Source organism: Pseudoalteromonas spongiae UST010723-006 (assembly GCF_000238255.3).
GTDB classification, from domain to species: Bacteria; Pseudomonadota; Gammaproteobacteria; order Enterobacterales; family Alteromonadaceae; genus Pseudoalteromonas; species Pseudoalteromonas spongiae.
In genome coordinates this window covers 869580-895453 of the sequence record NZ_CP011039.1, presented here as the reverse complement: position 1 = coordinate 895453, position 25874 = coordinate 869580, and the positions used below count along the sequence as shown (strand labels likewise).

23 protein-coding genes are annotated in these 25874 nt (G+C 42.2%); 14 read left to right on the top strand and 9 right to left on the bottom strand.

The genetic code is table 11. The annotated features are described in order from the left end of the window. Window positions 1-8 precede the first annotated feature (8 nt). Window positions 9-1109, bottom strand: coding sequence for a chorismate synthase (gene aroC / locus PSPO_RS04195; RefSeq protein WP_010560680.1), 1101 nt, complete (start codon window positions 1107-1109; stop codon window positions 9-11). Between the two features lie 78 nt (window positions 1110-1187). Next, window positions 1188-2120: a 50S ribosomal protein L3 N(5)-glutamine methyltransferase gene (prmB, locus tag PSPO_RS04190; protein WP_010560681.1), complete on the bottom strand. Its 933-nt coding sequence runs from the start codon at window positions 2118-2120 to the stop codon at window positions 1188-1190. A gap of 93 nt (window positions 2121-2213) precedes the next feature. On the opposite strand from prmB, the gene smrB reads away from it, so the two are divergent. Further along, complete coding sequence (smrB, locus tag PSPO_RS04185) at window positions 2214-2753, top strand: endonuclease SmrB (protein WP_010560682.1); 540 nt, start codon at window positions 2214-2216, stop codon at window positions 2751-2753. Between the two features lie 46 nt (window positions 2754-2799). Here smrB and sixA read toward each other — a convergent pair whose 3' ends face one another. Then, window positions 2800-3285, bottom strand: coding sequence for a phosphohistidine phosphatase SixA (sixA, locus tag PSPO_RS04180; RefSeq protein WP_010560683.1), 486 nt, complete (start codon window positions 3283-3285; stop codon window positions 2800-2802). A gap of 199 nt (window positions 3286-3484) precedes the next feature. Here sixA and PSPO_RS04175 point away from each other — a divergent pair, with 199 nt between their 5' ends. Both PSPO_RS04175 and PSPO_RS04170 read left to right on the top strand, forming a co-directional pair. Then, window positions 3485-6220 (top strand): insulinase family protein, encoded by a 2736-nt coding sequence (locus tag PSPO_RS04175; RefSeq protein ID WP_010560684.1) that lies wholly within the window; start codon window positions 3485-3487, stop codon window positions 6218-6220. A gap of 46 nt (window positions 6221-6266) precedes the next feature. Beyond that, complete coding sequence (locus tag PSPO_RS04170; RefSeq protein WP_010560685.1) at window positions 6267-8516, top strand: sensor domain-containing protein; 2250 nt, start codon at window positions 6267-6269, stop codon at window positions 8514-8516. Window positions 8517-8534: 18 nt separating this feature from the next. On the opposite strand, the gene PSPO_RS04165 is transcribed toward PSPO_RS04170, so the two are convergent. From PSPO_RS04165 to fadI, 3 genes are all read right to left on the bottom strand, one after another. Beyond that, window positions 8535-8735, bottom strand: a complete 201-nt coding sequence (locus tag PSPO_RS04165; RefSeq protein WP_010560686.1) for a hypothetical protein — start codon at window positions 8733-8735, stop codon at window positions 8535-8537. Between the two features lie 122 nt (window positions 8736-8857). Continuing rightward, on the bottom strand, window positions 8858-10990 hold the full coding sequence (gene fadJ, locus PSPO_RS04160) for a fatty acid oxidation complex subunit alpha FadJ (protein ID WP_010560687.1): 2133 nt from the start codon (window positions 10988-10990) through the stop codon (window positions 8858-8860). A gap of 1 nt (window position 10991) precedes the next feature. Next, window positions 10992-12302: an acetyl-CoA C-acyltransferase FadI gene (fadI, locus tag PSPO_RS04155; protein WP_010560688.1), complete on the bottom strand. Its 1311-nt coding sequence runs from the start codon at window positions 12300-12302 to the stop codon at window positions 10992-10994. A 287-nt stretch (window positions 12303-12589) separates the two neighbouring features. On the opposite strand from fadI, the gene PSPO_RS04150 reads away from it, so the two are divergent. From PSPO_RS04150 to PSPO_RS04110, 9 genes are all read left to right on the top strand, one after another. Next, window positions 12590-12793 (top strand): hypothetical protein, encoded by a 204-nt coding sequence (locus PSPO_RS04150; RefSeq protein WP_010560689.1) that lies wholly within the window; start codon window positions 12590-12592, stop codon window positions 12791-12793. 247 nt (window positions 12794-13040) lie between these two features. Beyond that, complete coding sequence (locus PSPO_RS04145) at window positions 13041-13997, top strand: AAA family ATPase (RefSeq protein ID WP_010560690.1); 957 nt, start codon at window positions 13041-13043, stop codon at window positions 13995-13997. 7 nt (window positions 13998-14004) lie between these two features. After that, the gene (locus PSPO_RS04140; protein ID WP_010560691.1) at window positions 14005-14937 is read left to right on the top strand and encodes a DUF58 domain-containing protein; all 933 of its coding nucleotides are present in this window, start codon (window positions 14005-14007) and stop codon (window positions 14935-14937) included. Window positions 14938-14944: 7 nt separating this feature from the next. Then, window positions 14945-15406 carry a DUF4381 domain-containing protein gene (locus tag PSPO_RS04135; RefSeq protein WP_010560692.1) on the top strand — a complete coding sequence of 154 codons (462 nt, stop codon included), beginning with the start codon at window positions 14945-14947 and terminating at the stop codon, window positions 15404-15406. After that, a complete protein-coding gene (locus tag PSPO_RS04130; RefSeq protein WP_010560693.1) occupies window positions 15399-16379 on the top strand; it encodes a vWA domain-containing protein in 981 nt (326 codons plus the stop codon). The genes PSPO_RS04135 and PSPO_RS04130 overlap by 8 nt, the downstream gene beginning before the upstream one ends. Beyond that, the gene (locus PSPO_RS04125) at window positions 16376-18268 is read left to right on the top strand and encodes a vWA domain-containing protein (protein ID WP_010560694.1); all 1893 of its coding nucleotides are present in this window, start codon (window positions 16376-16378) and stop codon (window positions 18266-18268) included. The genes PSPO_RS04130 and PSPO_RS04125 overlap by 4 nt, the downstream gene beginning before the upstream one ends. Then, entirely contained in the window at window positions 18262-19878 is a 1617-nt protein-coding gene (locus PSPO_RS04120; RefSeq protein ID WP_010560695.1) for a BatD family protein, read from the top strand. Before PSPO_RS04125 ends, PSPO_RS04120 begins: the two co-directional genes overlap by 7 nt. A 10-nt stretch (window positions 19879-19888) precedes the next feature. Further along, the gene (locus tag PSPO_RS04115; protein WP_010560696.1) at window positions 19889-20443 is read left to right on the top strand and encodes a sigma-70 family RNA polymerase sigma factor; all 555 of its coding nucleotides are present in this window, start codon (window positions 19889-19891) and stop codon (window positions 20441-20443) included. Then, on the top strand, window positions 20436-21143 hold the full coding sequence (locus PSPO_RS04110) for a DUF3379 domain-containing protein (protein WP_010560697.1): 708 nt from the start codon (window positions 20436-20438) through the stop codon (window positions 21141-21143). Before PSPO_RS04115 ends, PSPO_RS04110 begins: the two co-directional genes overlap by 8 nt. A gap of 144 nt (window positions 21144-21287) precedes the next feature. On the opposite strand, the gene PSPO_RS04105 is transcribed toward PSPO_RS04110, so the two are convergent. Beyond that, a complete protein-coding gene (locus PSPO_RS04105; RefSeq protein WP_010560698.1) occupies window positions 21288-22841 on the bottom strand; it encodes an AbgT family transporter in 1554 nt (517 codons plus the stop codon). Window positions 22842-22995: 154 nt separating this feature from the next. On the opposite strand from PSPO_RS04105, the gene PSPO_RS04100 reads away from it, so the two are divergent. After that, entirely contained in the window at window positions 22996-23529 is a 534-nt protein-coding gene (locus tag PSPO_RS04100) for an NUDIX hydrolase (protein WP_040642524.1), read from the top strand. Between the two features lie 275 nt (window positions 23530-23804). On the opposite strand, the gene PSPO_RS04095 is transcribed toward PSPO_RS04100, so the two are convergent. Together PSPO_RS04095 and PSPO_RS04090 are read right to left on the bottom strand one after the other, a co-directional pair. Continuing rightward, a complete protein-coding gene (locus tag PSPO_RS04095; RefSeq protein WP_010560700.1) occupies window positions 23805-24377 on the bottom strand; it encodes a MiaE family protein in 573 nt (190 codons plus the stop codon). A 60-nt stretch (window positions 24378-24437) separates the two neighbouring features. Further along, window positions 24438-25106, bottom strand: a complete 669-nt coding sequence (locus PSPO_RS04090; protein WP_267890919.1) for a sulfotransferase family protein — start codon at window positions 25104-25106, stop codon at window positions 24438-24440. A gap of 20 nt (window positions 25107-25126) precedes the next feature. On the opposite strand from PSPO_RS04090, the gene PSPO_RS04085 reads away from it, so the two are divergent. Then, a complete protein-coding gene (locus PSPO_RS04085) occupies window positions 25127-25873 on the top strand; it encodes an MBL fold metallo-hydrolase (protein WP_010560702.1) in 747 nt (248 codons plus the stop codon). Window position 25874: the final 1 nt, after the last annotated feature.

The following is a 25874-nucleotide window of genomic DNA, read 5'->3' as shown; positions in this document are numbered from 1 at the left end:
TACGGTAATTATTCCGCTTGCCCTGGAATCGGGCCAGGCTGCACGTTGACATGCTTATTTTGCCCTTGATGACGCAATAAGTGGTCCATCAAGGTGATTGCCAGCATGGCCTCTGCAATTGGAATTGCACGAATGCCCACACACGGATCATGACGTCCTTTGGTGATCATCTCAACCGCTTCGTTTTGCGTATTAATGCTTTTACCTGGCACTGTTATGCTCGATGTTGGTTTAAGCGCAATAGATGCCACAATATCTTGCCCTGTTGAAATGCCCGCAAGAACACCACCTGCGTGGTTTGAGGTAAAGCCTTCAGGAGTGATGGTGTCGCGGTGCTCCGAACCTTTTTGCTCAATCACTTCAAAACCGTCACCGATTTCAACGCCTTTTACAGCGTTAATGCTCATCAGTGAATGGGCAATTTCAGCATCTAAACGATCAAACACTGGCTCACCTAAACCCACCGGTACATTTTTCGCAACCACAGTAACTTTTGCGCCAATTGAATCACCTTCTTTTTTCAGCGCGCGCATATATTCATCAAGCGCTTCTAGCTTCGTGCTATCGGGAAAAAAGAATGGGTTTTCTTCAACCACAGACCAATCAAATTGCTCTGCTTTAATTGGTCCAAGTTGCGATAAACACGCATTAATTTCAACACCATGAAATTGCTTTAAATACTTTTTAGCAATTGCGCCTGCGGCAACACGAATGGCTGTTTCGCGTGCTGATGAGCGACCGCCACCACGGTAATCGCGGATACCATATTTGTGCCAGTAAGTATAATCACCGTGACCTGGACGATACACATCGGCAATTTTTGAATAATCTTTCGAGCGCTGATCGCCATTTTCGATAAGCAAGCCAATGCTGGTGCCTGTCGTTTTACCTTCAAAAATACCCGATAAAATTTTAACGGCATCTTCTTCGCGGCGCTGCGTGGTGTAACGACTCTGCCCAGGCTTTCGTCTGTCTAAATCGATTTGCAAGTCAGCTTCACAAATATCTAACCCCGGCGGGCAGCCATCGACCACCCCACCCAGTGCAATACCATGGCTTTCGCCAAAGGTACTCACCTTAAATAATTGACCAATACTATTTCCGGCCATAACGTCTCATGTCCTCATTCCCAAATGGCAGCGTTGGTAGATACAGTGCCGCCAAACTGCGTTTTTTTAACTTAGTGACTATCCTAAATGTGCAATTAAATCTTGTTTATTAATTGCAAACACGCCTAAGCCGCCGTGTTTAAATTCAATCCATTCAAATGGCACACCAGGATAAAGCGCTTCCATATGTACCATAGAATTACCTACTTCAACAAATAACCAACCGTTATCAGTTAGATGCTCTGCCGCTTCATTTAATAATGTACGAGTAACATCAAGGCCATCTTCACCAGAAGCAAGGCCTAGTTCAGGCTCGTGATGAAATTCGTCTGGCAAATCGCCCATGTCTTCGGCATCAACATACGGTGGATTTGCCACGATTAAATCGTATTTTTGACCCGGCACGCCAGAGAACACATCCGACTGAATTGGGAAAACACGATGGTTTAACTGGTAATTTGAGATATTAATATCCGCGACTTCTAATGCATCAAATGAAATATCAACCGCATCTACTTCGGCATTTTCAAACGCTTGCGCTAGTGCAATAGCAATACATGCCGAGCCAGTGCACATATCTAAAATTCGGGTAACTTCTTGCTCTGGGTCTAGCCAAGTATCAAACTTTTTATTGATAAGCTCAGCAAACGGTGAACGCGGCACTAATACGCGCTCATCAACATAAAATGGTAGGCCTGCGAAATATGCTTGATTGGTTAAGTAAGCAACTGGAACACGTTCATTAATGCGCGCTGCAATTAACGCCACCAGCGTTTCTTTTTCAGACGTAGTTAGTTTGCTGGTAGCAAGCTCTTTTGGCGCATCTATCGGCAAACTTAATGCTGGCATAATTAACTGTACTGCTTCATCCCACGGGTTGTCTGAACCGTGACCAAAGAAAATACCTGACGCTGCAAACTGACTGGTCGTCCAACGTAACCAATCATTAATTGTATTAAGCTCTGTAACGGCTTCTGTTTGCATTGCCGAATCTAAAAATGCCTGTTCCATAATCAAGTTTCACTAGTGTTTAAAAGCACTATTGTAACGGTTTAAAGGCGCAATACTCTAGGTTTTTTACATATTTTTGGATACAATCGCGCCATGAAAAAAGATCACTCACTTTCCGATGATGACATTGCCCTTTTTCGCAGTGAAATGTCTGGCTCAAAGAAAATAAGCCAAGACACGGTTCATTTTAAAAAAGCGCAAAAAGCACCAGAGCAAACTACTAACACTAAGGTAAAACAGCTCGATGCTGAGTTTTATTTTTCGGATGAATACATTCCTGACATAGACACATCGGGTACCGTTAACTTTGTTAAGCCCGGTGCGGATAGCTATTTAGCCAAACAACTACGCCGTGGTGACTTTGCTCCTGAACTTATTTTAGATATGCATGGCATGAATAAAGAGACGGCAAAGCTGGAGTTAGCAGGCCTTATCAGCGCCTGTAAAAAGCGTCATTTACGCTGCGCATGCATCGTGACGGGTGTGGGTGAGCGCGTATTAAAACACAAAGTGCCACATTATTTGGTACAACACCCTGATGTGCTGGCTATTCATCAAGCGCCGCTTGAATATGGTGGGCGTGGCGCGTTACTTATTTTAGTGGATATTCCGGAAGATCCGTTTTTCCGCTAATGTGTTTCAGCTAATAAAAAATGACTCAACTGAGTCATTTTTTGTTTTAAGAAGCTTTTTCACCAACATCCGGTAAATGCATGGCTACTAACTCAGCTAAACCTGACTCTTCATTATAATGAATCTCAGCGACCGCTGCTGTTGCAAAAATTGGCATATTATCAGGACAAAATTGCTCAACGATATAACTCACAATTGGCATATGAGCGACCAAAATCCAGTTATTTAGATTAGGTTTGTAATTGATCATTGCTTTAATCAGCTCTGCAGCGTTTTCAGCATCGCCACTTGGAATAAAGTCGTCAAAACTGTCTTGATAACGAATGCTTTCTTGCTTTGCCGTAATAATTTCGGCCGTTTGCAAAGCACGAAGATAAGTACTTGTTAGTACGGCATCTATTTTACAATCCTGCTGTAATTTACTCGCCATTGCGGCCACTTCAAGTCGACCTATATCTGTTAGCATTCTGTTTTGGTCATTTACCGTCAAAGACTGTGCTTGACCATGACGCATAATAAAAATTTTTTTCATAACAATGCTCAATAAGGCAAAACCGTAAAACTACAAAAAATAACGACTTTGCTATAGCCAAATCTATGATATGTCCGCTATATTAGCTTTAAAGCAATAAAAACTCAGGTAGTTTTTAGTTTAGCTGTGTTGCTTCCAGATCCACTTCAATCGTGTTGATAAGCGATTATTCTTTTCTTTATTAGATACGGAGCAAACCTTGATAACCAGCAGCAATGATAGCAGAATTTATCAGTCCCTAAAACTGGACAATGGTCTAAAAATCTTAGTGATTGAAGACGCTGCCAGCGATAAATCAGCGGCGTCACTTACCGTAAATTGCGGACACTTCGACGACCCTATCAGCCGTCAAGGTTTAGCACACTTCTTAGAACACATGCTATTTTTAGGTTCAGAAAAATACCCTGAACCGGGCTCTTTTTCACAATTTTTATCGCATCACGGCGGTAATTGTAACGCGTGGACAGGCACAGAGCATTCGAGTTACTTTTTTGAAGTCCTGAACGAACACTTTTTACAAGCGCTTAGTCAGTTTGCTGATATTTTTCATGCGCCGCTTATTTTACCATCTGCATGCGAGAAAGAGCGCAATGCCATTGATGCAGAATTTAAATTAAAGCTGAAAGACGATTCACGTCGCATTTACCAAGTCCATAAAGAAACGTGTAACAGTGCCCACCCATTCGCGAAATTTTCGGTCGGCAACCATCAAACCTTAGTCAATAAAAACGAATGTATTAGCGAAGAGATCCGCGCTTTCTTTTTAAAACACTACCAAGCACAAAACATGACCCTAGTGATTTCAAGCAATACGCCTTGCGAACTCATGAAGGTTAAAATAGCGCAACTATTTAATTGCCTTAGTGGCAACCCTAAACGCGAAAAACCCAATATTGAAGCACCACTTTATCTGCCTGAAAACATGTGCCAGTCAATTTATATTGAGCCACACAAGCATATGCAAAAGCTCATTGTATCGTTTGCGCTGCCCAGTATTGATAATTTTTACCGCGAAAAAACAGTAAGCTTTATCGCCCACCTAATTGGTTACGAAGGCGTAGGCTCACTTTATTCGGTGTTAAAAAAAGCGGGATGGATTAACGGACTCAGTGCCGGTGGTGGTATTAATGGCAGTAACTTTAAAGATTTTAATATTAGCATTGCACTGACCGACGAAGGCGAAAAACATAAAACCGCCATTGTGGAATACCTGTTTTGTTACCTGCAGCTGATTGCCAAAGCCGAAACCCCGTTGTTAGAGCGCCTTTACCAAGATAAAAAAGTGCTGATGGACATCGCCTTTAATAATCAAGAGAAATCCCGCGTACTGGATTGGGTTAATAGTTTAAGTGTGAATATGCATCACTACCCAGATGAACACTTAATTTATGGCGATTACATAATGACAGGCTTTAACCGTGATCAGTTTGATAATGTGTTCACGCTGTTAAATGCCAATAATATGCGCCTGATTCATATCCACCCTGACGTGCCAACCGATGCCAACGCAAAGTGGTATGGTACGCCTTATAGCATCAACAAAATATCGCAACCTTGGTTAGACTCACTAGAAAAAGTAGATGCGAACGCCGTTGAACTAACCCTGCCAACCAGCAACCCATATTTAACAAAGCCGGTTGTGCTGCATCCGATAGAGCACAAATATAAAACACCGGAAAAACGCGTTTCAAGCGACACGTTCGAATTTTGGTATAAACAAGATTCCACCTTTAGAGTCGCCAAAGGTCATTTTTACTTGGCGCTAGACAGTAAAATTACGGTGCAAAACGTTAAAAACATGGCGATGACACGCCTGTTTGCTGACCTTTTTATGGATAAAGTCGCTGAGCAATTTTATCCGGCTGAATTAGCGGGCATTAATTATCAGCTTTCAGCTCACCAAGGCGGTTTAACGCTGCACACTTGGGGGTTAAGTGGTAATCAAATTGAATTAATCGGTGAAATTTTAAATGAATTATTGATCTGCAAATTTGATTCAATTCGCTTTTATGAATACCAACGTCAGCTTGTTCGTCATTGGCAAAATGGCAACCAAAGTAAACCTGTTAGTCTTTTATTCTCAGAACTGAGCGCTACATTGCTACCGTGGAATCCAACGCCGTTAAAACTTGCCGAAGCGATTGAACAAATCAGTTTCTGTGAGTTTAACGCATTTTGTAGTCAGTTATTTGAAGCCCTGCACTGTCAAATTTTAATGCATGGCAACTGGACGCCATTAGAAGCCGACGATTGTTTAGCATTAATCAGAGAAAAACTAAAAACACGCACCACTATTGATGATTTAAACCGCCCTATCGTAACGTTAGATAACAAACAAGAGCAAACCCATGATGTGCCGCATCCTGACAATGCGCTGGTAAGTTACTTCCAAGCAAGCTCTGATTCAATCAGCGAAAAAATCAGGTTAATGGCACTAAACCATTTAATCAGCCAAGACTACTTCCACGATATGCGTACCGAAAAACAGCTTGGCTATTTAGTTGGCTCAGGCTTTGCGCCTTTAAATAATCGCGCTGGTATCGCATTTTATATTCAGTCGCCAGAAATATCGGCCGATGTGTTAGCCCAACACAGCAATCACTTTTTAGCCAACTATCATCAGAAAATTGGCGCCATGAGCGATGAAGATTGGCAACAAGCCAAACAAGCATTAATGATGCAAATTGTTGAAAAAGATAAGAACCTACGTCTTAAATCACAGCGATTTTGGCTGGCAATCGGCAATGGTGATGGCCAATTTAATATGCAGTACCAGTTAAAAACAGCGCTATTGCAATTAAGTAAGGCGCAATTAGTAAGTTATAGCAAACGTTTGTTTAGTGAAAACAGTACACGTCTTGAGCTAAAAACCAAAGAAAAGGCGGTAAAACAAGCAACTAGTTCACAATCGGCCAAACAAGCTTTGACACCATAAAAACAATCCCTTAGTGTAAGGGGGTTAAATACAATGCGTTAAGCCAATGCCCAATAAAATAATAAAAATAATTGCTGGGTTTACTGGTTTGTTTACTGCTTTTTCAAGCGATGCACACCAACCCACGCTACTAGACTCCAAGCTGGTGATCCCACTTGCGCTCGCAACATTGAGTTTGCTGATAGCGCTGGTTGCTGTTTTGCGCCTGCGACGCTCGCAACTTGCCTTAAAACGTTCAGAACATCGATTTAAAAACAGTATATTAGCAAGTGGCGATGCTGTTTGGGATTGGCACATTAGTGAGCATCGTTTAGAGCGCATTAATGACGGCTTATTTAATGCCATTGACCACACTCCCGATTTACCACCTAATAAATCAAATATCCACCCATCTGATCTACTGCACGTTGAGCAAATTCTTAAAAAACACCTGTCAGGGGAAATTTCGCATTTCGAAGCGAGTTACCGTGCGAAAGATGCAAATGGCGATTGGCGTTGGGTACTCGATAAAGGCCGTGTAATCGAGACCGATACAGACTTAAAACCATTGAGAATGATGGGCACGGTTAAAGACATTGGCTCGGTAAAACAAACCCAAGAACGTTTAAACTTACTGGCAAACTGTATTGAAAACCTCTCAGATCCCATTGTTATTTTTGATGCAAATTTTAATATTGTTGAAGTAAATCAGGCCTACTTAAGCTATTTTGGCGGCACTACTGCAAATCACATTGGTACCCCTTACCGACTTCCAGGTTACGACAAAACAAAAACAAGCCAGCTTTACAAAGCAATACAAAAAAAATCGCACTGGCATAAAGAACTAACATTTAGCAAAGACAAGCAAAGCACGTTTTTCTCACTTTCTATTGACCGCATTGATAACAAAAAGAGCAATCTGCGCCACTACATTGCGGTTTACAACGATGTAACCGACAACAAGCAAACTGAATTGGCACTGCAAAAACTGACCAATCGCGATCGCTTAACCGGACTACCAAACCGTAATCAGTTCTTTAGCAATATGAAATCCCTTGTCGGTAGCAAAAACCGCCATGCATTATTAGTATTTGATTTAGACAACTTTAAGAAAATTAACGATAGTTTAGGCCACCACGCAGGTGATATTTTATTGTGCCGTTTAGCATCGCGTCTATCCAAACGCACTCGTGAGCGCGACCAGTTCTATCGCCTAGGCGGTGATGAATTTGCACTTGTAATGCAAAACACTAATGATATTCATACCATTACACAAGCTGCCAAAAGCTTTTTAGCGCTGATTGAAGCGCCATTCCATATGTCTGGGCACGAGCTTGTGATCACCTCAAGTGTGGGCATTGTGCTCTTCCCTGAAGATGGCAATACACCAGAACTACTGCTTAAAAACGCAGACACGGCAATGTACCATGCAAAACAACATGGTAATCGTTACTTATTCTTTAACGATGCAATGAATCGCCAAGCGGTTAAGCGCCTACAAATCGAAAACTTAATTCGTTATGGCTTGAAAGAAGACCACTTTAAAGTGTTCTACCAGCCTAAAATGGACATTAACAGTGGCGAACTTGTCGGCATGGAAGCGCTAGTGCGCTTTATTACACCAAATAAGGGCCTAATAAGCCCAGCCCAATTTATTCCAATCGCTGAAGAAACAGGCCAAATTGTTGAAGTAGGTGAAGTGGTGCTCGAAAAAGCCTGTCGCGATGTAAAAGACTGGATTAACCGCGGTTTATTTGATGGTCGTGTGGCAGTGAACCTTTCTGCAAAACAGTTTATGCAGCCAGATCTCATTGGCAGTATTGATAAAATACTAAAACGTGAAGGGCTCGCGTCGTACTACTTAGAACTCGAAATCACCGAAGGCACTATCATGGAAGATCCAAAAGATGCTATTCGCATTATGAATACGCTAAGTGCTCGCGGTATTCATTTAGCAATCGACGATTTCGGCACCGGTTATTCATCTCTCGCTTATCTTAAACAATTTCCGCTAAACACATTAAAAGTCGATAAAGCCTTTATTGACGACATGGGAAATGAAAAAGGTAAGAATATGGTCGATTCAATCGTGACGATTGCCCACAACCTTGGCTTATCTGTGGTAGCTGAAGGTGTTGAGTACGAAGATCAAGTGGAGCAATTAAAAGAACTAAACTGCGCGACAGTGCAAGGCTATTTTTACTCTAAACCGCTTTCACATGAGCAATTTGAACAGTTTCTACTAGCTCGCTGTAAAGAAGCGCATTTGCCGCCAAGAGATTTGGAACAAGAAGTAAAGCTCAGCCTAGTGCAATAACACACTAGGCGCTCTTATTTATGCACTAATACGTGTAAAAACAAAGCCTAGTGACTTTCTTAGTAACATTCGCTGTTTAACATTAATTACACTATATACCGCAGGCCCAGTTAATAACCCCGCGATCGCCCAGCGCTTGCCAACTAATCCAAAGCGGCCCGCCACAACAGCGCTCATATAACCATTAATAATTAATAACGCGAATAAATACCAAAGCATCGCTTCTCACCAAGCACAACATAAAATCGGGGCGCTATAGTACAAAAAAAAGCTCAAAAAATCGATGATTAATTGAGCTTTCAGGGTGAAATCTATACTAAACGTTTACTGAACAAGAAACCTTAGCTTGCGCTTGCCTGCTCTGTATAAAACGCTGCTTTAGCTTCTGCCATCGCGATTAATGGCTCGCACGGTGTAAAATGCTTATTGTACTCTGCAAATGTTGCTAAGCGCGATGCTAAATGCCCTGCACCTAACGAATCCATGTAACTAAATGGACCGCCAAGGAACGGTGGGAAACCAATACCAAATATCGCACCGATGTCACCATCGCGTGCACTTGCAATAATGCCTTCATCTAAGCAGCGTGCCGCTTCGTTTAGCATTTGCGCAACACAACGCTCTGCAATTTCTTCTTTATTCAAGCGTGGATTTTTACTAACACCAAGCAATTCATACACAGACTCATCGACTTTTTTATCTTTCTTATCGTAAACAAAAAAGCCTCTGCCACTTTTACGACCTAAGCGACCCGCATCAATTAAGCGTGAGAAAGCATCTGGTGCTTTAAAACGCTCACCCAGCTCTTTTTCAAGAATTGGGGCGATTTTAGAGCCAATATCAATGCCTACTTCATCAAGTAGTGTCATTGGGCCTACTGGGAAACCAAACTCAACTAAGGCTTCGTCAATCTTTTCAATTGGCTCACCAGCAAGTAATAAGTTTGCCGCTTCGTTAACGTAAGGCGCTAAAATACGGTTTACATAAAAACCCGCTCTGTCTTTTACAACAATCGGTGTTTTACCTTGCTTACGAGCAAAGTTTACAACGCGCGCAATGGTTTCTTTTGCTGTTTTCTCATGAGGGATAATTTCTACCAGCGGCATTTTTTCAACCGGTGAGAAATAATGAAGACCAATTACATTTTCAGGACGCGCAGCATTTTCAGCAATTTGACCTATTGGCAGCGAAGATGTGTTCGATGCAAAAATGGTATTTTCATTACAATTTGCTTCGATATCAGCAACCATGCTTTGCTTTAGTTTTAAATCTTCAAATACCGCTTCAATAGCGATATCGGTATTCTCAAACCCAGCGTAATCGGTGCCGCCAGTAATACGCGCCATTTGAAGCTGCAATTCAGCTTTAGATAAAATACGGCGCTTTTGCTTTTTGTTTAGAATTTTAAAGCTGTAGTTAAGTGCACCAGAAATGCCTTTTTGCGCAATGTCTTTCACACGTACACGGGCACCTGCTTTGCATGCACTGACATGTGCAATGCCCGCGCCCATTAAACCACCGCCTAGCACAGCAACATTTTCTGTTGGCTGCGATTGTTCATTCCACTCTTTTTTCATTTCAGTGGTAGCAAAGAAAATACCGCGCAGCGCTTTCGATTCTTTGCTCATTACCAGATCAGCAAAGCCTTGCGCTTCAATTTCATAGCCTTTAGCTGGTGCCATTTCAGCAGCAGCACGAATTGCTTTAATTATGGCAAATGGCGCAGGATAGTGACCACCTGTTTTCTTCTCAACATTTTCAGTTGCTTTTTTGAAGATAATATTGCGACCAAATGGGTTCGACTCGAGTAGTTGAGACACTTTACCAAGCTTAGGTTTAATGCTCTTACGCTTTCCTTTAACAGCAAATTTAAGCGCCACATCAAGTAGTACACTATTAGGTACTACATCATCAACAAGGCCTGCTTTTTTAGCTTGTTTAGGACGCACTTGTTTACCAGTTAGTGTCCATTCAAGTGCTTTTTGAATCCCTACCAGCTTAGGTAAACGTTGTGTACCGCCACCGCCAGGCAATAAGCCTAACTGTACTTCAGGCAAGCCCAACTTGGTATTGCTGGCATCACTAGCAACACGATAATCACACGCCAGTGCAAACTCTAAACCACCACCTAAGGTTGCACCATTCATTGCTGCAACGGTTGGGAAAGGTAGTTTTACTAAATCAGCAAATACACTGTGACACGTTTGTGATAAATACAGCGCGTCATCACGGGTTTTCGCGTTATCCAGCATTTTAATATCAGCACCTGCGATAAAATTATCTGGCTTACCGCTGATGAATACCATGCCTTTAATATTTTGCTCAACACCTTGTTTAATAACCGTATTAAGGTCATCAACAAAGCTGTCGCGCAGGGTATTCATTTTTTCCCCTGCTACGTCAATGGTGACAATCGCAATGTTGTCATCATTAACCTTAAAATCAAAAACTGAGTTCGCTTGTTCAGCTGTCATACTATGCTCCCTCTAAAACGAATGCCGCACCTAAACCACCTGCAGCACATGCTGTTGTTAATGCAAGGCCACCGCCACGACGATTTAATTCATTTAAGCTTTGTGTAATTAAACGTGCGCCTGTTGCTGCAAATGGGTGACCATAAGCAAGTGAACCACCGTTTACATTAAACTTATCCATATCGATTTCGCCAATCGCCTTAGAACGGCCTAACTTCTCTTGGGCAAATTTATCACAGCCAAACATCTTCATGTTAGCAAGTGCTTGAGCTGCGAATGCTTCATGCATTTCAATTAAATCAAGATCTTGCAACGTGATACCCGCTCTATCAAGCGCCATTGGCGTTGAGTGTGCAGGACCCATTAGCATATCTTCATGTACGTCAATCGCGCTAAACGCGAAGCTACGAATATAACCTAAAATTGGGTAACCAAGTGCTTTTGCTTTTGATTCGCTCATCATTAACACAGCTGCCGCACCATCAGTTAGTGGCGTTGCATTTGCAGCCGTTACCGAACCATGTTGACGGTCAAATACCGGACGTAATTTTGCGTAGCCTTCAACTGTTGAGTTTTCACGGATGTTGTTATCGCGCTCTAAGAAACCTTTGTAAGGCGGCACATGTGCAGTCATTACTTCGTTACTTAGTAAACCGTCATTCCAGGCTTTTGCCGCAAGTGAGTGTGAACGATGCGCCATTGCATCTTGATCAGCACGGCTAATGTTATGAGTTTTTGCCATTTGCTCTGCGGTTTGGCCCATTGAAAGACCCGTTGAGTATTCAGCTACCGCAGGTGGTACTGGCAGTAAATCTTTGAAGCGCAATTTCGAAAGAATTTTAAAGCGCTGACCAAAGGTACGCGCTTTATTTAAATCAACAAGGCTACCCGCTAATTTTTTACTTACGCCAATTGGTAAAACAGATGATGAATCCGCGCCGCCAGCAATACCGACATTTACAGAACCGGCAATAATTGACTCGGCTACGTTGGCAACTGCTTGGAAACTAGTCGCACATGCACGTGACACAGAATACGCATCTACCGATACTGGCATGCCAGTACCCAGTACAATTTCACGCGCAATATTTGGCGCTTCTGGCATTTGAACAACCTGTCCGAAAACCAGCTGATCGATTTCATTTTTATCAAGATTCATGCGTTCAAGCATTTCATTTACAACCATTTTACCCATATCTAATGCAGGTACGTGGTGGAAGTAAGTAGCTTGTTTTGCAAATGGAGTTCTCAATCCGCTGACAACGGCAATTCGGTCGCCTTTTGTTGTTTTTAGTATATTTTGTTCAGACATAGGTTGTTCCTCTGGTTACAGGTCTGACCTGTTATCAAGTTTATTGATTCTAAACAAGGTATCTTTGTTTGCCAATAGCAAAGCGTAAGTTTTTGTCAACCACCCTTGCCGACTTCCCTTTGCTGTGATCGCGGTAAAAGTCTTCTGCTAGCTATCGCGTTAACCACAATATTCATTGAATAACATTTAATCACAAATTAAAACAAAGGATTACGGGGGCTCTCTGTTTTTTCACCGAAATAAAAGTAACAATTTCCATATTACAAACACGTTAGATGGAGAGCGCTATGAAGCTAACTCAATACATAAAACTGGAGCTAGGCACGCAATGGACCGCTAACACAATTTCAGAACAAACCCAAGGTGCACTTAGCAAGCGTACGGCTAATAATTGGTACAATGGTGAAAAACGTCCCATTCTGGAACTGGTTATCGACGGTTTAAAATACCGCAAAATGCAAAGCGAACAAAACAGCAACGAAAGCGCCTAATACGCACGAGTGTTGACATTATCACTGCCAAGCTGCATTTCCGATGCAGCTTTTTTTGAACTTTTTATTACTGCCACCATCTTAGCCTCTGTTGTTCTTGCCTCATAAAACAAATGCGAAGATCAACACACCTAATTTTTCCCGATACATTTATTAACGTAAGCCCTTGGCTTAACTAACAGCTTAAGTATAATCTAGCGGTTAAGAACTATTTAAGCCAATTAAAACAATAAGGATAGCGACTAACATGGCGGTATCAGCGTTTGTTCAGCTACAAAATTATTTAGACAGCCAAATCATTGGCCAACCAGAACTTACTCAAGCACTTTTACTAGCATTACTTGCTGATGGGCACCTACTTGTTGAAGGTCCTCCAGGTCTTGCTAAAACCCGTGCAGTAAATGCGTTGGCACAAGGTGTTGAAGGCAATTTCCAACGCGTACAATTTACCCCCGATTTATTGCCGGCAGATATCACAGGAACCGATATTTATCGCCAGCAAACCAGCGAATTTGTGTTTGAAGCAGGACCGTTGTTTCATAACCTTGTGCTCGCTGATGAAATTAACCGTGCGCCAGCAAAAGTTCAATCAGCTCTATTAGAGGCCATGGCAGAAAGACAAATCACGGTAGGTAAAAAAACGTACCCACTGCCAGAGTTGTTTCTTGTTATGGCAACGCAAAACCCGCTAGAGCAAGAAGGGACCTACCCGCTTCCAGAGGCGCAGCTTGACCGTTTTTTATTGCACCTTAGTATTGATTATCCAGACGCACAAAACGAGCTCGACATATTACGCCTAACCCGCGGTGAAGCGCTGTCAGAAGAGCAAGTTAAAGCACCACAAATTTCGCAACAAACCTTGTTTGAATCGCGCAAGCAAGTGCTTTCACTGCATTTATCAGAACCACTTGAACGCTATCTTGTGCAGCTAATAATCGCAACACGCCAAGCTGAAAAGTTAAGCCCAGAGTTAGGCCGCTGGATAGAATACGGCGCAAGTCCGCGCGCTACAATTGCGCTCGATCGCTGTGCCCGAGCGCATGCATGGCTCGCTGGTCGTGATTTTGTCGCACCTGAAGATATTCAAAGTGTATTTGCTAATGTGCTACGTCACCGCATTATTTTATCTTACGAAGCGCAAGCAGATGGCGTAAGCAAAGATGATGTACTCGCCGAGATAATCGCGCGCGTGGTAGCACCTTAAACCCATTATGAATACACAAACTGCACAACTCGCCGAACTGCAAAGCAATGGTGTGGAGCTCTCGCTCAATGAGTTGATGGCGTATCACAACAAAACCACCTTGCTTGAGTTAACGCCAAAACGCAAAGTGAAGCACCACAATGCGGGTCAATATCTTGCGCCACATAAAGGCCGAGGTATGGAATTTGCCGAAGTTCGACATTATCAACCGGGTGATGATGTACGTGCCATCGACTGGCGTGTTACCGCTCGTACCGGAATCGCCCATACCAAGCTATTTCAGGAAGAAAAAGAACGCCCCGTTTTTATTTTGACTGACTTTAGCGACAGCATGATCTTTGGCTCTCAGTTGCTTTTAAAATCTGTGCAAGCTGCACATTTGAGCGCACTGATTGCATGGAGTGCCGTTCAGCGCGGCGATCGCGTTGGCGGGTTAGTGTTTAATCATAATGCCCATTGGGAGCTAAAGCCCGCTTCACGTCAAAGTGCTGCATTAAAGCTGTTTCATAATTTACAGCTTGCCCACCAAGCAGCATTAAGCAGTAAACTCGACGGCGAATCGCAAACGCTAAATGATCAATTAAATCGTTTAGTACACTTAGCAAAACCAGGCTCCTTGGTGTATCTCATTTCGGATTTTCATCATTTAAGTGAAGATATGGCAAAGCAACTACTGTTATTAACCCGCCACTGTGAGTTAATTGCCTGCCCTATTTTTGATCCTATGGAACGTGCGCTGCCGAATGTTGGCGAGCAACTTTCACTAAAATCAGGTAATCGCCAAGCAAGTTTGCCGCTGGCTAACGCTAAATTTCGCGAAAGTTATGCGGCAAAAGCCAATGCCCAGCAAAATGCGCTTTATCAGCTATTACATAAATCAGGGTTAGCGCTGATGCCTTTTAGTGCAGCGCAATCAATCACCGAACAATTAAAGGGATAATGATTTAATGGCGACACCAACATCTCCGTTAGATAATTTGCATGATGTTATCGCACCTGCGACAGTGCCTTGGTGGCCTCTTTCGCTGCCCGCTATAGCAATCATTGCAGTAGTCCTATTGCTACTCGTTATTGCCAGCTATGCAATTTACCAACGTCATCTACTCAATAAAGCTAAAAAACAAGCAATTAAAGAAAGTAAAGCATATCAATCTTGCAATTTAGATAATGTACAGGCGTTGCATTTGTTATTGAAACGTCTTGTAAAACACTACTATGGCGCAGAAGCTGCTAGTCAAAGTGGTGAAAAATGGCTTGAGCTTGTCGCCGCAACATCAAAAATAACGCTCAGCAATGATCAGCTAATGCGCTTGTATCAAGCCGAAAATAATGAACCACTTACCGATTTTCATAACAAGCTGACACAGGCTATTAATCGTTTTAAAGTAAAAGGAGCGATTAATGTTTGAGTTTGCTTGGCCATTTGCCTTTTTATTATTGCCGCTGCCGTTTTTACTGCGTAAGTTACAAAAAAACAAACAAGTCGCAACCGTCAGAACAACGGCGCTTTACCACAACCCAGTAGTGCAAACCGGCAACATATCGCAACCAACACGTTTTTCACTTTGGCCTTGGCTTATTTGGGCATGTTTATGCGTTGCCCTAGCGCACCCTAAGTACTATGGCGAACCAATTCAGTTACCCAACGAAGGGCGTGAAATTATGCTGGCTGTCGATTTATCTACCTCAATGCGTGAGCAAGATATGCAATATCAGGGGCAGTACATTGACAGATTATCTGTAGTTAAAGCTGTACTTAATGAGTTTATTACTGCCCGCACTGGCGATCGACTAGGCCTTATTTTGTTTGCCGATACCGCATTTTTACAAACGCCACTCACCCGCGACTTAACCACAGTCGCTAAAATGCTAGAAGAAGCGCAAATTGGCTTGGTGGGTCAAGCCACCGCAATAGGCGACGCACTCGGCCTTGCTGTAAAGCGTTTTGCTTTAAAAGAAGACAGTAACCGCATACTTATTTTATTAACCGACGGACAAAATACCGCTGGTAATTTAAGCCCAGAAGAAGCGCTGATCCTTGCTAAGGATGCGGGAATCAAAGTATATACCGTTGGTGTAGGTGCCGACAGCCAATCAAACTTTTTTGGCTTTCAAATGCAGCGTGGTAGCGCATTAGATGAAGGCTTATTAACAGAAGTTGCACGTGATACCGGTGGCCAATACTTTCGCGCAACCGACGTGGCAAGTTTACAGCGCATTTATCAAATGCTTGATCAGTTAGAACCCATTAGCGATAACAGTGAAACCGTAAGACCGCAAAAAGCGTTGTTTTATATTCCATTGTTTATCGCAGTGCTACTGCTATTCACGCAAACATTAGTAAATAGTATTCGTAGTTTAACAACACGGAGTGGCGCATGACGTTAGAATTTATTCGCCCTGAAGCCTTTTACCTATTACCGTTAGTTACCTTGGTAATGGCATTGCAGTTTATTAAAAAACGTAAACATATTAGCAATAGTCCCATCGCCCCTCACCTTGCACAATTTCTGTTAGATGGTGAAACCAAACACAGCAAAACCAATTCTCTGTGGTTAAGCTTATTTTTGCTTGTCAGTGTTGTCGCACTTGCAGGACCGAGCTGGCAATCACAACCGTTACCAGTTTATCAAAGCAAGCATGCGCGCGTGTTAGTGATGGACATGTCTCGCTCAATGTACAGCCAAGACATAAAGCCCAATCGCTTAACACAGGCACGTTTTAAAGCACTTACACTGACCGATATTTTGAAAGAAAGTGACTTAGCACTCGTGGCATACAGTAACGATGCTTACACCATTTCTCCACTGACGTCAGATCACCAAACGCTCGCCAACCTCATTCCGAGTTTAAGCCCAGAGATTATGCCTGTGCCGGGTAGTAATACCTTTGCTGGTATCAATTTAGCGGTCGAGTTACTGAACCAAGCAAGCGTGACCAATGGCGAGATTTATTGGATCACTGATGGTATTGATGATTTTGATGAAAGCCGTGACATTGAGAAACTATTAAATAAGCACAATATCAAACTCAATATCTATGCGGTAGCAACCGAACAAGGCGCGCCAATTCAATTGCCAAACGAAGGTTTTTTAAAAGATAACTACGGGCAGATTGTTATTCCAAAAGCCAACTTTAGCCTATTACAACAACTTGCCTCAAATACGGGTGGTAAGTTTAATTACTATCAAGTAAGTGATGCCGATCTTGCGCTATTTAAGCCTACAAACACTAACCAAGACGATGTGGTAAAGCGTGAGCAAACCAGCCAACAACCCATTGATGGCGGTATTTACTTAGTATTTTTACTTATTCCACTCGGTTTTATGATGTTAAAACACCAACCTAAATTTTTATTAGGCCTTTGCTGCCTATTTGTATTTAAACCAAGTGTCAGTTACGCATTGTCACTACCGAGCTGGTTATTAAATGACGAGCAAAAAGCGCACCAAGCGTATCAACAGCAAGATTATAAAGCCGCAAGTAACGCTAAGACTGCGAATTTATCAGGCTCTGCGCTATACCAACAAGGTGATTTCGAAAACGCGCTCAAAAAGTTTAAGCAAGATGGCAGCGCAGAGGGACTTTATAATCAAGGTAACGCCTTAGCAAAATTAAATCGTTTTGATGAAGCGATTGAGGCTTATGACAAAGCCTTAGCCCAGCAACCTGAATTTAAGCAAGCGCAAGAAAATAAAGCCTTATTAGAAGATTTGAAGCAACAGCAGCAAAATCAACAATCTCAAGATGGTGAAAATCAAGAGCAAGACAAGCAGCAACAAGGCGACAATCAGCAACAACAAGACCAACAATCTGGCCAACAAAACCAGCAATCAAATGAGCAAAACCAGCAAAATGGTGAGCAATCTGAGTCTCAAGACCAGCAAAATCAAAACGGCGAAAAGAGCGAAGGTGAAAAGCAAGAAAATAACAATCAGCCGGATATGAAAGCTGAGAGTTCGCCTGAGCAACTAGAGCAAAAAGAACAACACGCTAACCCTTCAGATAAAGAGTCTGAACAACAGCCAGAGGGTGAAGCAGAGCAACAAGCCGAACAACAGCAACAAGCTGAGCAGCAAATGCCACAACAGCAGGCTACGCCAGCGCCCGAGCTAACCCCAGAAGAAAAAGAGCAAGTCCAGATTATTAATCAGCTACTACGCAAAGTACCGGATGATCCGGCTATTTTGTTACGCAATAAAATGAAGTTAGAAAGTCAAAAAAGATATCGTCAGCGCATCCAGCAGCAAGGAGTTGAGAAGTCATGGTAAGTCGCTTAGTTGTTTTAGTTAGCCTTGTATTACTGCCTTTGCAAGCGATAGCAGCACTCACTGCCAGTGTTGATCGCAACCCAGTATTAGCCGGTGAATTCTTTAATTTGACAATTCGTGCTGAACAAAATGTAAAAGGTGAACAGCCCGATACCACACCACTCTTAAAAAACTTTGTAGTGGGTCCTACATCAGTGCGCAGCAACACCAGCATAATTAACGGCCAAGTAAATCACACCACACAGTGGCAAGTGGAATTAATGGCACGTAACCCTGGCACGTATGAAATACCCAGCTTTTCTGTTGCCAACATGCAATCTAATCCGCTTAGCGTTAAAGTCGTGCCATCGTCAACCGCTGATAATCAGAGCAAAGATGTGTATATCGAAACAAGCATGCAAAGCGATACGTTATACGTGCAGCAAGCTGGCGTATATACCGTTAAATTATTCCTTGCTAACGACTTAACTGAGGGGCAATTAGGCTCTCCAGAGCTAGAAACCGCTAATGTATCCCAGCTTGGTAAACAAAAAGAGAGTTACGAAATTATTGATGGCATTCGCTATTTAATTATTGAGCGTAATTACCTTATTCAACCGCAAAAAAGCGGTCAATACACTATCAAGTCACCCTACTTTAAAGGCCGAATTCGCGACAATTACCGCACTCGTGCGGCAAGTGCTGTGGGTAAAGATATTCAGTTAACGATTAAACCTATTCCACAAAGTAGCTCTGGCAACTGGTTACCAAGTGAACTTGTTACCTTAAATGAAGAGTGGCAACCAGAAAAGCAGAGTTATCAAATTGGTGAACCAATTACCCGTACCATTACTGTTACGGCACTTGGCATTACCAAAGAACAATTGCCTGAAATCAATTTACCTACAATTAACGGCGTGCGCAGCTATTCAGATCAAGCGGAAAGCAATAACCTAGTACGAAATGGTAAAGTTATTTCACAAAAAGTTGAGTCATTTGCGCTTATGCCTCAAGCTCCGGGCAGTTATACTTTGCCTGAGGTTCGCGTACCTTGGTTTAACATTATTACCAACCGCACTGAGTACGCCACACTTCCGGAGCGCAAGTTAACTGTGGTTGGTGACCCTAACTTTGTGCAACCAGCCATCTCTGCGCCAATTCAGAACAACGCGTTACCTGAAAGTACGCAAACAAACACAGCGAATCAAACCACGTTTGAAACCCCATTTTACTACTGGCCGCTAGTTTTTCTGGGCTATGTATTGTGGTTAATCACCTTAGTTATTTGGTGGATAAAACGCAAACCGGCAACGCAAACAGGCAATAACGATGTAACGCCTAAGCAAAGCATAACCCCCTTGCCTGAACTCAAAGAAGCGTTAAAACAAAATAATCAACGCGCATTTTATCATCAATTAGTAAAACTGTGTAAGCTACATACAGGCAGCGCAGATTTAACTAAACTCAACAATATGGTGAACAACTCGCAATTTGCTGAGTCGGTAAATCACTTACAAGCAAATTTATACGCCGGTAAAAATCACGCGGTCGACCTAAAGTTTATTTACCAGCAGATAAATAATTTAAATAAAAAAACCAAAAGCGAGAATGAGTTAACCCAACTCTATTAAAATAGTTTTAATGTTTGGAAAGAAAAAACAGCAACGTCAGGTCTTAATTGACATGGCTGATAAACAAAAACGATATGAAGCGTTAGTGAATGTGTATCACAAAGAGCTATATCGCTTCGCATACTGGTTAGCAGGTGACCCAACGGTTGCCGAAGACCTTGTGCAAGAAACTTTTTTGAGGGCTTGGCGCTCGCTTGATTCACTACTTGACCAGCAAGCAGCTAAAGCATGGTTAATCACGATTTTACGTCGTGAGAATGCGCGCCGTTTTGAGCGTAAACAATTTGATTACAGCGATGTTGAGCAAGATACGCTATGCGATACGCAAACCTTAGATATGGAACAAAACGCAGAGCGTTCACAGCTACAAAAACGCATTATGCAACTCGATGAAGAGTACCGTGAACCCTTGCTTCTGCAAGTAGTAATGGGGTTTAGTGGTGATGAAATCGCATCCATTTTATCACTTAACAAAAACACCGTAATGACACGACTATTTCGTGCTCGCAACCAATTGAAAGACAATTTACAACCAAGTTTACAAAGGGGGATCAACAATGGATGAATTAGAATTACGACGTCGTTTATATGCTGATCCTAATACCAGCGACAAAGACGTGCTCGATGCGCTTGAGTCAGACCCAGATGCACACGCATTTAGTAACGAGCTAAAAGCCCTTGATAACGACATTGAGCAAGCACTTAACATCCCTGTGCCAGAGAGCCTCGCTGAGCGCTTGGTGTTAAATCAGTCATTGCATGCGTTTCAAACTCAGCGTAAAAAAACACGTGTTCATTTAGCATTGGCAGCATCTGTGGCGTTTTTATTTGGCGTGTCGTTCACTTATTTAAATATGGGTGCACCACTTAATTTAGAGCAACACGCACTTGCTCATGTTTACCATGAACCTAGCTCGCTTACTAATGTAAATCACAACTTTAGTTTGCAAGAAGTAAATGCAAAACTTGCCAGCTTTGGTGGTAGTTTTAGCGAATTACCAAACCAAGTAAGCTACCTTACCTTTTGTGATTTTAAGGGGCAAAAAAGCCTGCATTTGGTATTTCAAACAGAGCAAGGCCCGATGACACTGTTTATTGTACCAAGCGAGAATCAGTATCGTACCGAGTCTTACTTTTCGGACGAATCATTTGATGGTGCAACTTACCAAGGCCATAAAGCAAATCTCATTTTACTCGGTGAAAAAGGCCAAGCACTCTCGCCTTACAATGACAAATTGCAAAATTCACTGCAATGGCGCATTTAATAAAAATAGAATGTAGCTTAAACAAAAAAACAGCAGGTATTAACCTGCTGTTTTTTTGTTTGGGCTGTAAGCTATACGTTATGCCAACGCGGTTAGCAAAACGTTTAGCCCACAAGAATGATTAGCTATTTACATGAACCGCTATCACCCATAGGTATAATTTGCTTGTAAACCTAATTGTAAACCTAGGCCCCAGTAAGCAAGTAAGAACAAGGTCCAGCCAATCATAAAGGCAATTGAGTATGGGATCATTAACGCGATTAATGTACCAATTCCGGTATTCTTAACATACTTTTGACAGTACACCACCACTAGCGGGAAATAAGGCATTAACGGCGTGATAATATTTGAGCTTGAATCACCAATACGGTAAGCCGCTTGTGTTAAGTCTGGCGAAATGCCCAACTGCATTAACATAGGTACGAAAATTGGTCCTAGCAGCGCCCATTTTGCACTACTTGAACCAACAAACAGGTTCACAAAACCGGTTAAGAAAATAATGCCCACCACAGTTACCGCACTTGGTAGCTGCATTGCTTTTAGTACTTCGGCACCTTCAATAGCGAGTAACGCACCCAGATTCGATTGCGAAAACGCAGCAATAAACAGTGCACAGAAAAACGCCATAACCACATAATACGCCATGCCATGCATTGCTTTAGTCATTGCATCTATCATGTCTTTACTTGATTTAAAGGTACCCACTACAAAACCGTAAACCGCCCCTGGGATCCAGAAAACCAAGAAAATAATCGGCACGATAGATTGCATTAATGGCGCTTTAAAATCAGTAAGTGAGCCTTCTTTACTACGAAGTGGAGAGCTTTCACCCCACGCAGCATAAGCAAGTAGCGCAAGGCCAGCAATCATGACAGCTGAGGCAATGTAAAAGCCTTTACGCTCGGTGTCATTAATTTGATCAAAGCTCGGTAAGTCATCGGTGTTGCCATCAAGCTCGACCTTGTTTAGACGCGGCTCGATAATTTTATCCGTGATATACCAGCCAAGTAGCACGATAAATAAACTCGACGCCGAAGTGAAATACCAGTTATTGAGTGGATTCACTTCAATAGTAGGGTCAATAATTTGCGCTGCACTTTGGGTAAAGCTTTGTAGTAACGGATCGATTCCCGATGGAATAAAGTTAGCACTAAAGCCACCACTTACACCGGCAAACGCTGCAGCAATACCGACTAATGGGTGACGCCCCATGGCATAAAAAATCACACCTGCAAGCGGAATTACTAATACATAGCCAGCATCAGTTGCGGTGTGGCTAACAATCGCAATTAAGATTACGCAAGGTGTTAATAGCGCCTTCGGTGTGCGTTTCAACATTAATTTTAGACCAGTGTTAATGTAGCCCGAATGCTCAGCTACACCTACACCGAGCATTGCAACAAGTACTACACCGAGCGGCGCAAAGCCGGTGAATGTTTTAACCATATTCGCTAAAAAGGCGGCAAGGCTATCACCAGTAAGTAAGTTATTAACAACAATTGCTTCGCCGGTGCGCGGGTCGATTGCTGAAAACGTGTAATTTGAAAAAATTGCAGAAAGTACCCAAATCAATAACATTGAGAACAAAAATATCATTGCCGGATCTGGCAATTTATTTCCTACATACTCAATACCATTAAGAAATTTATCTATGGGTTTTACTTTTTGTGTCTGTGCATCAGTGTTACTCGATGACATGGTATTTCCCTAATAGTTATTATTCTTGCTAATTTATCATAAACGATGTGGCGATAAAGGAAACTTAATTTGTTTTAACGTGTCGTTTAATTTGCGTTTATATTCTAATTTCACGGTGCTACTATGCGTGCCTTTTAACAATTTGGTAATTTTTATGCAGGTAATAAAAGAGTTTAATTTTGTTGATGAACTCGCGCTCAATCAGCATCAACGCATATTGCGCCCCGCTACACGTGCTATTGTAACCAAAGGCCAAAACATTTTATTACTACACACCGAACGTTATCGTGATTACTCCCTGCCCGGTGGCGGAGTTGATCATGGCGAGAGCTTGCAGCAAGCGTTAATTAGAGAGTTAACCGAAGAAACCGGCGCACGCGAAATTGATAATATTACGCCATACGGCTTAATTCGTGAGTTTCGTGCTAATTACAAACAAGCAGATCAATTAATCGAAATGCTCTCTTATTGCTTCACCTGCACAATTGACGATGAATTCGACCAGCAAAATTTAGAAGATTATGAGATTGCCAATGGCATGACGGTACACTGGGTAGATATAAATAAAGCCATTGCTTACAACAAGCAAACAATGGCTGAATCAGATAAAAAAGGCATCAGCATAGTGCGCGAAACCTTTTTACTTGAGCATATTGCAGCAAATTTGCTTAATCCTTCGTGCGGATAAGCAAAACTTATTAGGGTCTGTTGACCTTTCAAGTTCGTCTTTTGCAGCAGTTTGATTGGGTTTTATACAAGGCAGAGGCTGCGTGGCATAGTTATTCTATGTGAGCCAGCCGATAACACAGTAGAAAAGCCAATCAAGCGCTGCCGAACGGTTCTTTTGAGCGCACTTTTCTCATTGTTGCTCGATATTCGCTTAGATTAAAAGCCACACATCGAGCGCCGCGATAAAAGCACGCTCAAAAAGAACAAAAATATAACAGCAAAGATCAACAGACCCTAGTGAAGCGCCGCGGTATGCGGCAGCTTGGCACAGATTTCGGCTTCTGCTTCTAAAATCTCTTCTAAACGCGCATCCACTTCGGCTTTATCAAAATATTCGTACGCCAGCTCAACAAACAAAAATGCGTGCTTTTCTTCTGATTTTGCGATGGTAACGTAAAAGTCTTTTTCTTTACCCTCAGCAAGTGCCTCAGCAACCAGAGAGAAACGCTCGTAACCACGGGCTTCAATCACCGCAGCAACTAGTAAACGGTCGAGTAAAAATACGTCTTTACCTTGGCGAAATAGCGCACGTAAATCTTTTACATACGAATCTTTAGTGTCTTTGCCTAACGTAATATCGCGCTCTAGCAGAATTTTCACTACTTGCTTAAAGTGGATCATTTCTTCAAGCGCTAAGTCAGTCATTGCACGCACTAATTTGCGGCGATCTGGGTAATGCGAAAGCATTGATAGTGCCATGCCCGACGCTTTTTTCTCAGCGGCTGCGTGGTCTTGTAAAAAGGTATCAAAATCGGCCATTACCGCTTCAGTCCAAGAAAATGGCGTTTTGTATTTCAGTTCAAACATACTTGGCTTAATGTTAGTAATTCAAATTAGGCGCAGTTTAATGGTCAGCTTCAAAGATGTCTATTTTAAATCCGCTTTACCATTGCGTGTTGAGTCGAGTTTTAGAGGGCTTTTAATTTGTTTCCACGCCGTAACTTTGCCGTTTACGTTGAGTTGTTCAAAACCGCCTTTCTCTTGCTTGCCCAGAAACGAACAAAATTGCTGATAACTGTTATCATCAGACAAGTTAACTACTAAGTGCTGGTTATCGATGCGCTGCAAAAAGTCCATTACCTTTGCTTTATGTGATAAATAACATTGTGTTAAATGCGCATCATCTAACATAGTTTGCTTATTTAGCGGATAAAAAATCTCGCCATAACAGCGTTTTAAGCTTGGAAAAAAACCACCGTGTTCAGTTAGCAGTCTATCTGCCATTCGCGTTAACAATACTTTGATTGATGGCAACCAGCTTGCTAAATCCCGCTCAAGGTAAATAAACTTTGCCGTAGGGTATTGCTGTAACAGCGTCTCATAATCGTTAAAAACCGGTGTGTCTGCGACAAACTCAGCTCTATCTAACGTTGATTGAATATACACTGTATGCGCCGTTTTAAAGCCTAATGCGAGCGCAGCGGCACACACACTCGTTGTGCCAGTGCGGGGTAAGCCTAAAACAAAGATTTTCTGACTGCTAATAAGACACCTCTTGAGTGGTCTGATGAGTTGCGATAAGCTGAATAATATCACGTTTAAACAATGCGCTTATTATGCAACTACATAACTTAAATGGACACATACAATCGATCTATTTAGTAGAATATCCAGATAAATTAATGCTGTTGGACGGATGCTGCCGCGCGGATTGTGAACTCGTTGCACGTTTTATTACACAAGAGCTAAAGCGACCATTATCAGATCTAAAATTGATTATGGTTACACATATGCACCCTGATCATGCCGGTGGTGCACACAAACTGCGCCGTATGACAGGTGCAAAAATCGCAACATCAAACGCACCTGGTCATTGGTATCAAGGCTTTGATGGCATTATGATGCACATTACCGATATTTTATTGGCGCGTTGGGTTGCCAGTCGTAAAGGTAAAAAACAAGCCTTTATGTGGTACCCACGTAAGCTTAAGGCCGATATTTATTTGCCTGATGGTGTGAGCATTCCTGATTTTGATGAGTGGCAAGTACATCATAGTCCAGGCCATACTGACAGAGATATTTGCTTGCATCACATTCCCAGCAATATGATTTACGTCGCCGACCTTATGGTGAACGTAAAAGGAAAGCTGATCCCGCCTTTTCCAGTTTTCTACCCCAAGCGCTATCTTAATTCATTATTGATGCTAAAAACATTAAAACCAACCTCAGTACTACTAGCCCATGACGGCAAAATAAATTTCGCTGATATCGATTTTAATTACTTACTAAAAAAAGCGCCAAGTATCCCGATGACACATTGGCGCTCTGTAAAAAGTAAGTTAAAGCAAATTACTAAAAGTTAAA

Bases quoted from the DNA above. Each gene is read 5' to 3' on its own strand.
- fadJ (WP_010560687.1), bottom strand. From the start codon at position 10,990: ATGACAGCTGAACAAGCGAACTCAGTTTTTGATTTTAAGGTTAATGAT.
- PSPO_RS04095 (WP_010560700.1), bottom strand. From the start codon at position 24,377: ATGTTTGAACTGAAATACAAAACGCCATTTTCTTGGACTGAAGCGGTA.
- PSPO_RS04100 (WP_040642524.1), top strand. From the start codon at position 22,996: ATGCAGGTAATAAAAGAGTTTAATTTTGTTGATGAACTCGCGCTCAAT.
- sixA (WP_010560683.1), bottom strand. From the start codon at position 3,285: ATGAAAAAAATTTTTATTATGCGTCATGGTCAAGCACAGTCTTTGACG.
- PSPO_RS04125 (WP_010560694.1), top strand. From the start codon at position 16,376: ATGACGTTAGAATTTATTCGCCCTGAAGCCTTTTACCTATTACCGTTA.
- PSPO_RS04165 (WP_010560686.1), bottom strand. From the start codon at position 8,735: ATGCTTTGGTATTTATTCGCGTTATTAATTATTAATGGTTATATGAGC.
- PSPO_RS04120 (WP_010560695.1), top strand. From the start codon at position 18,262: ATGGTAAGTCGCTTAGTTGTTTTAGTTAGCCTTGTATTACTGCCTTTG.
- PSPO_RS04110 (WP_010560697.1), top strand. From the start codon at position 20,436: ATGGATGAATTAGAATTACGACGTCGTTTATATGCTGATCCTAATACC.
- PSPO_RS04145 (WP_010560690.1), top strand. From the start codon at position 13,041: ATGGCGGTATCAGCGTTTGTTCAGCTACAAAATTATTTAGACAGCCAA.
- aroC (WP_010560680.1), bottom strand. From the start codon at position 1,109: ATGGCCGGAAATAGTATTGGTCAATTATTTAAGGTGAGTACCTTTGGC.
- smrB (WP_010560682.1), top strand. From the start codon at position 2,214: ATGAAAAAAGATCACTCACTTTCCGATGATGACATTGCCCTTTTTCGC.
- PSPO_RS04150 (WP_010560689.1), top strand. From the start codon at position 12,590: ATGAAGCTAACTCAATACATAAAACTGGAGCTAGGCACGCAATGGACC.
- PSPO_RS04085 (WP_010560702.1), top strand. From the start codon at position 25,127: ATGCAACTACATAACTTAAATGGACACATACAATCGATCTATTTAGTA.
- PSPO_RS04105 (WP_010560698.1), bottom strand. From the start codon at position 22,841: ATGTCATCGAGTAACACTGATGCACAGACACAAAAAGTAAAACCCATA.
- PSPO_RS04115 (WP_010560696.1), top strand. From the start codon at position 19,889: ATGTTTGGAAAGAAAAAACAGCAACGTCAGGTCTTAATTGACATGGCT.
- PSPO_RS04130 (WP_010560693.1), top strand. From the start codon at position 15,399: ATGTTTGAGTTTGCTTGGCCATTTGCCTTTTTATTATTGCCGCTGCCG.
- PSPO_RS04135 (WP_010560692.1), top strand. From the start codon at position 14,945: ATGGCGACACCAACATCTCCGTTAGATAATTTGCATGATGTTATCGCA.
- PSPO_RS04170 (WP_010560685.1), top strand. From the start codon at position 6,267: ATGCCCAATAAAATAATAAAAATAATTGCTGGGTTTACTGGTTTGTTT.
- prmB (WP_010560681.1), bottom strand. From the start codon at position 2,120: ATGGAACAGGCATTTTTAGATTCGGCAATGCAAACAGAAGCCGTTACA.
- PSPO_RS04140 (WP_010560691.1), top strand. From the start codon at position 14,005: ATGAATACACAAACTGCACAACTCGCCGAACTGCAAAGCAATGGTGTG.
- fadI (WP_010560688.1), bottom strand. From the start codon at position 12,302: ATGTCTGAACAAAATATACTAAAAACAACAAAAGGCGACCGAATTGCC.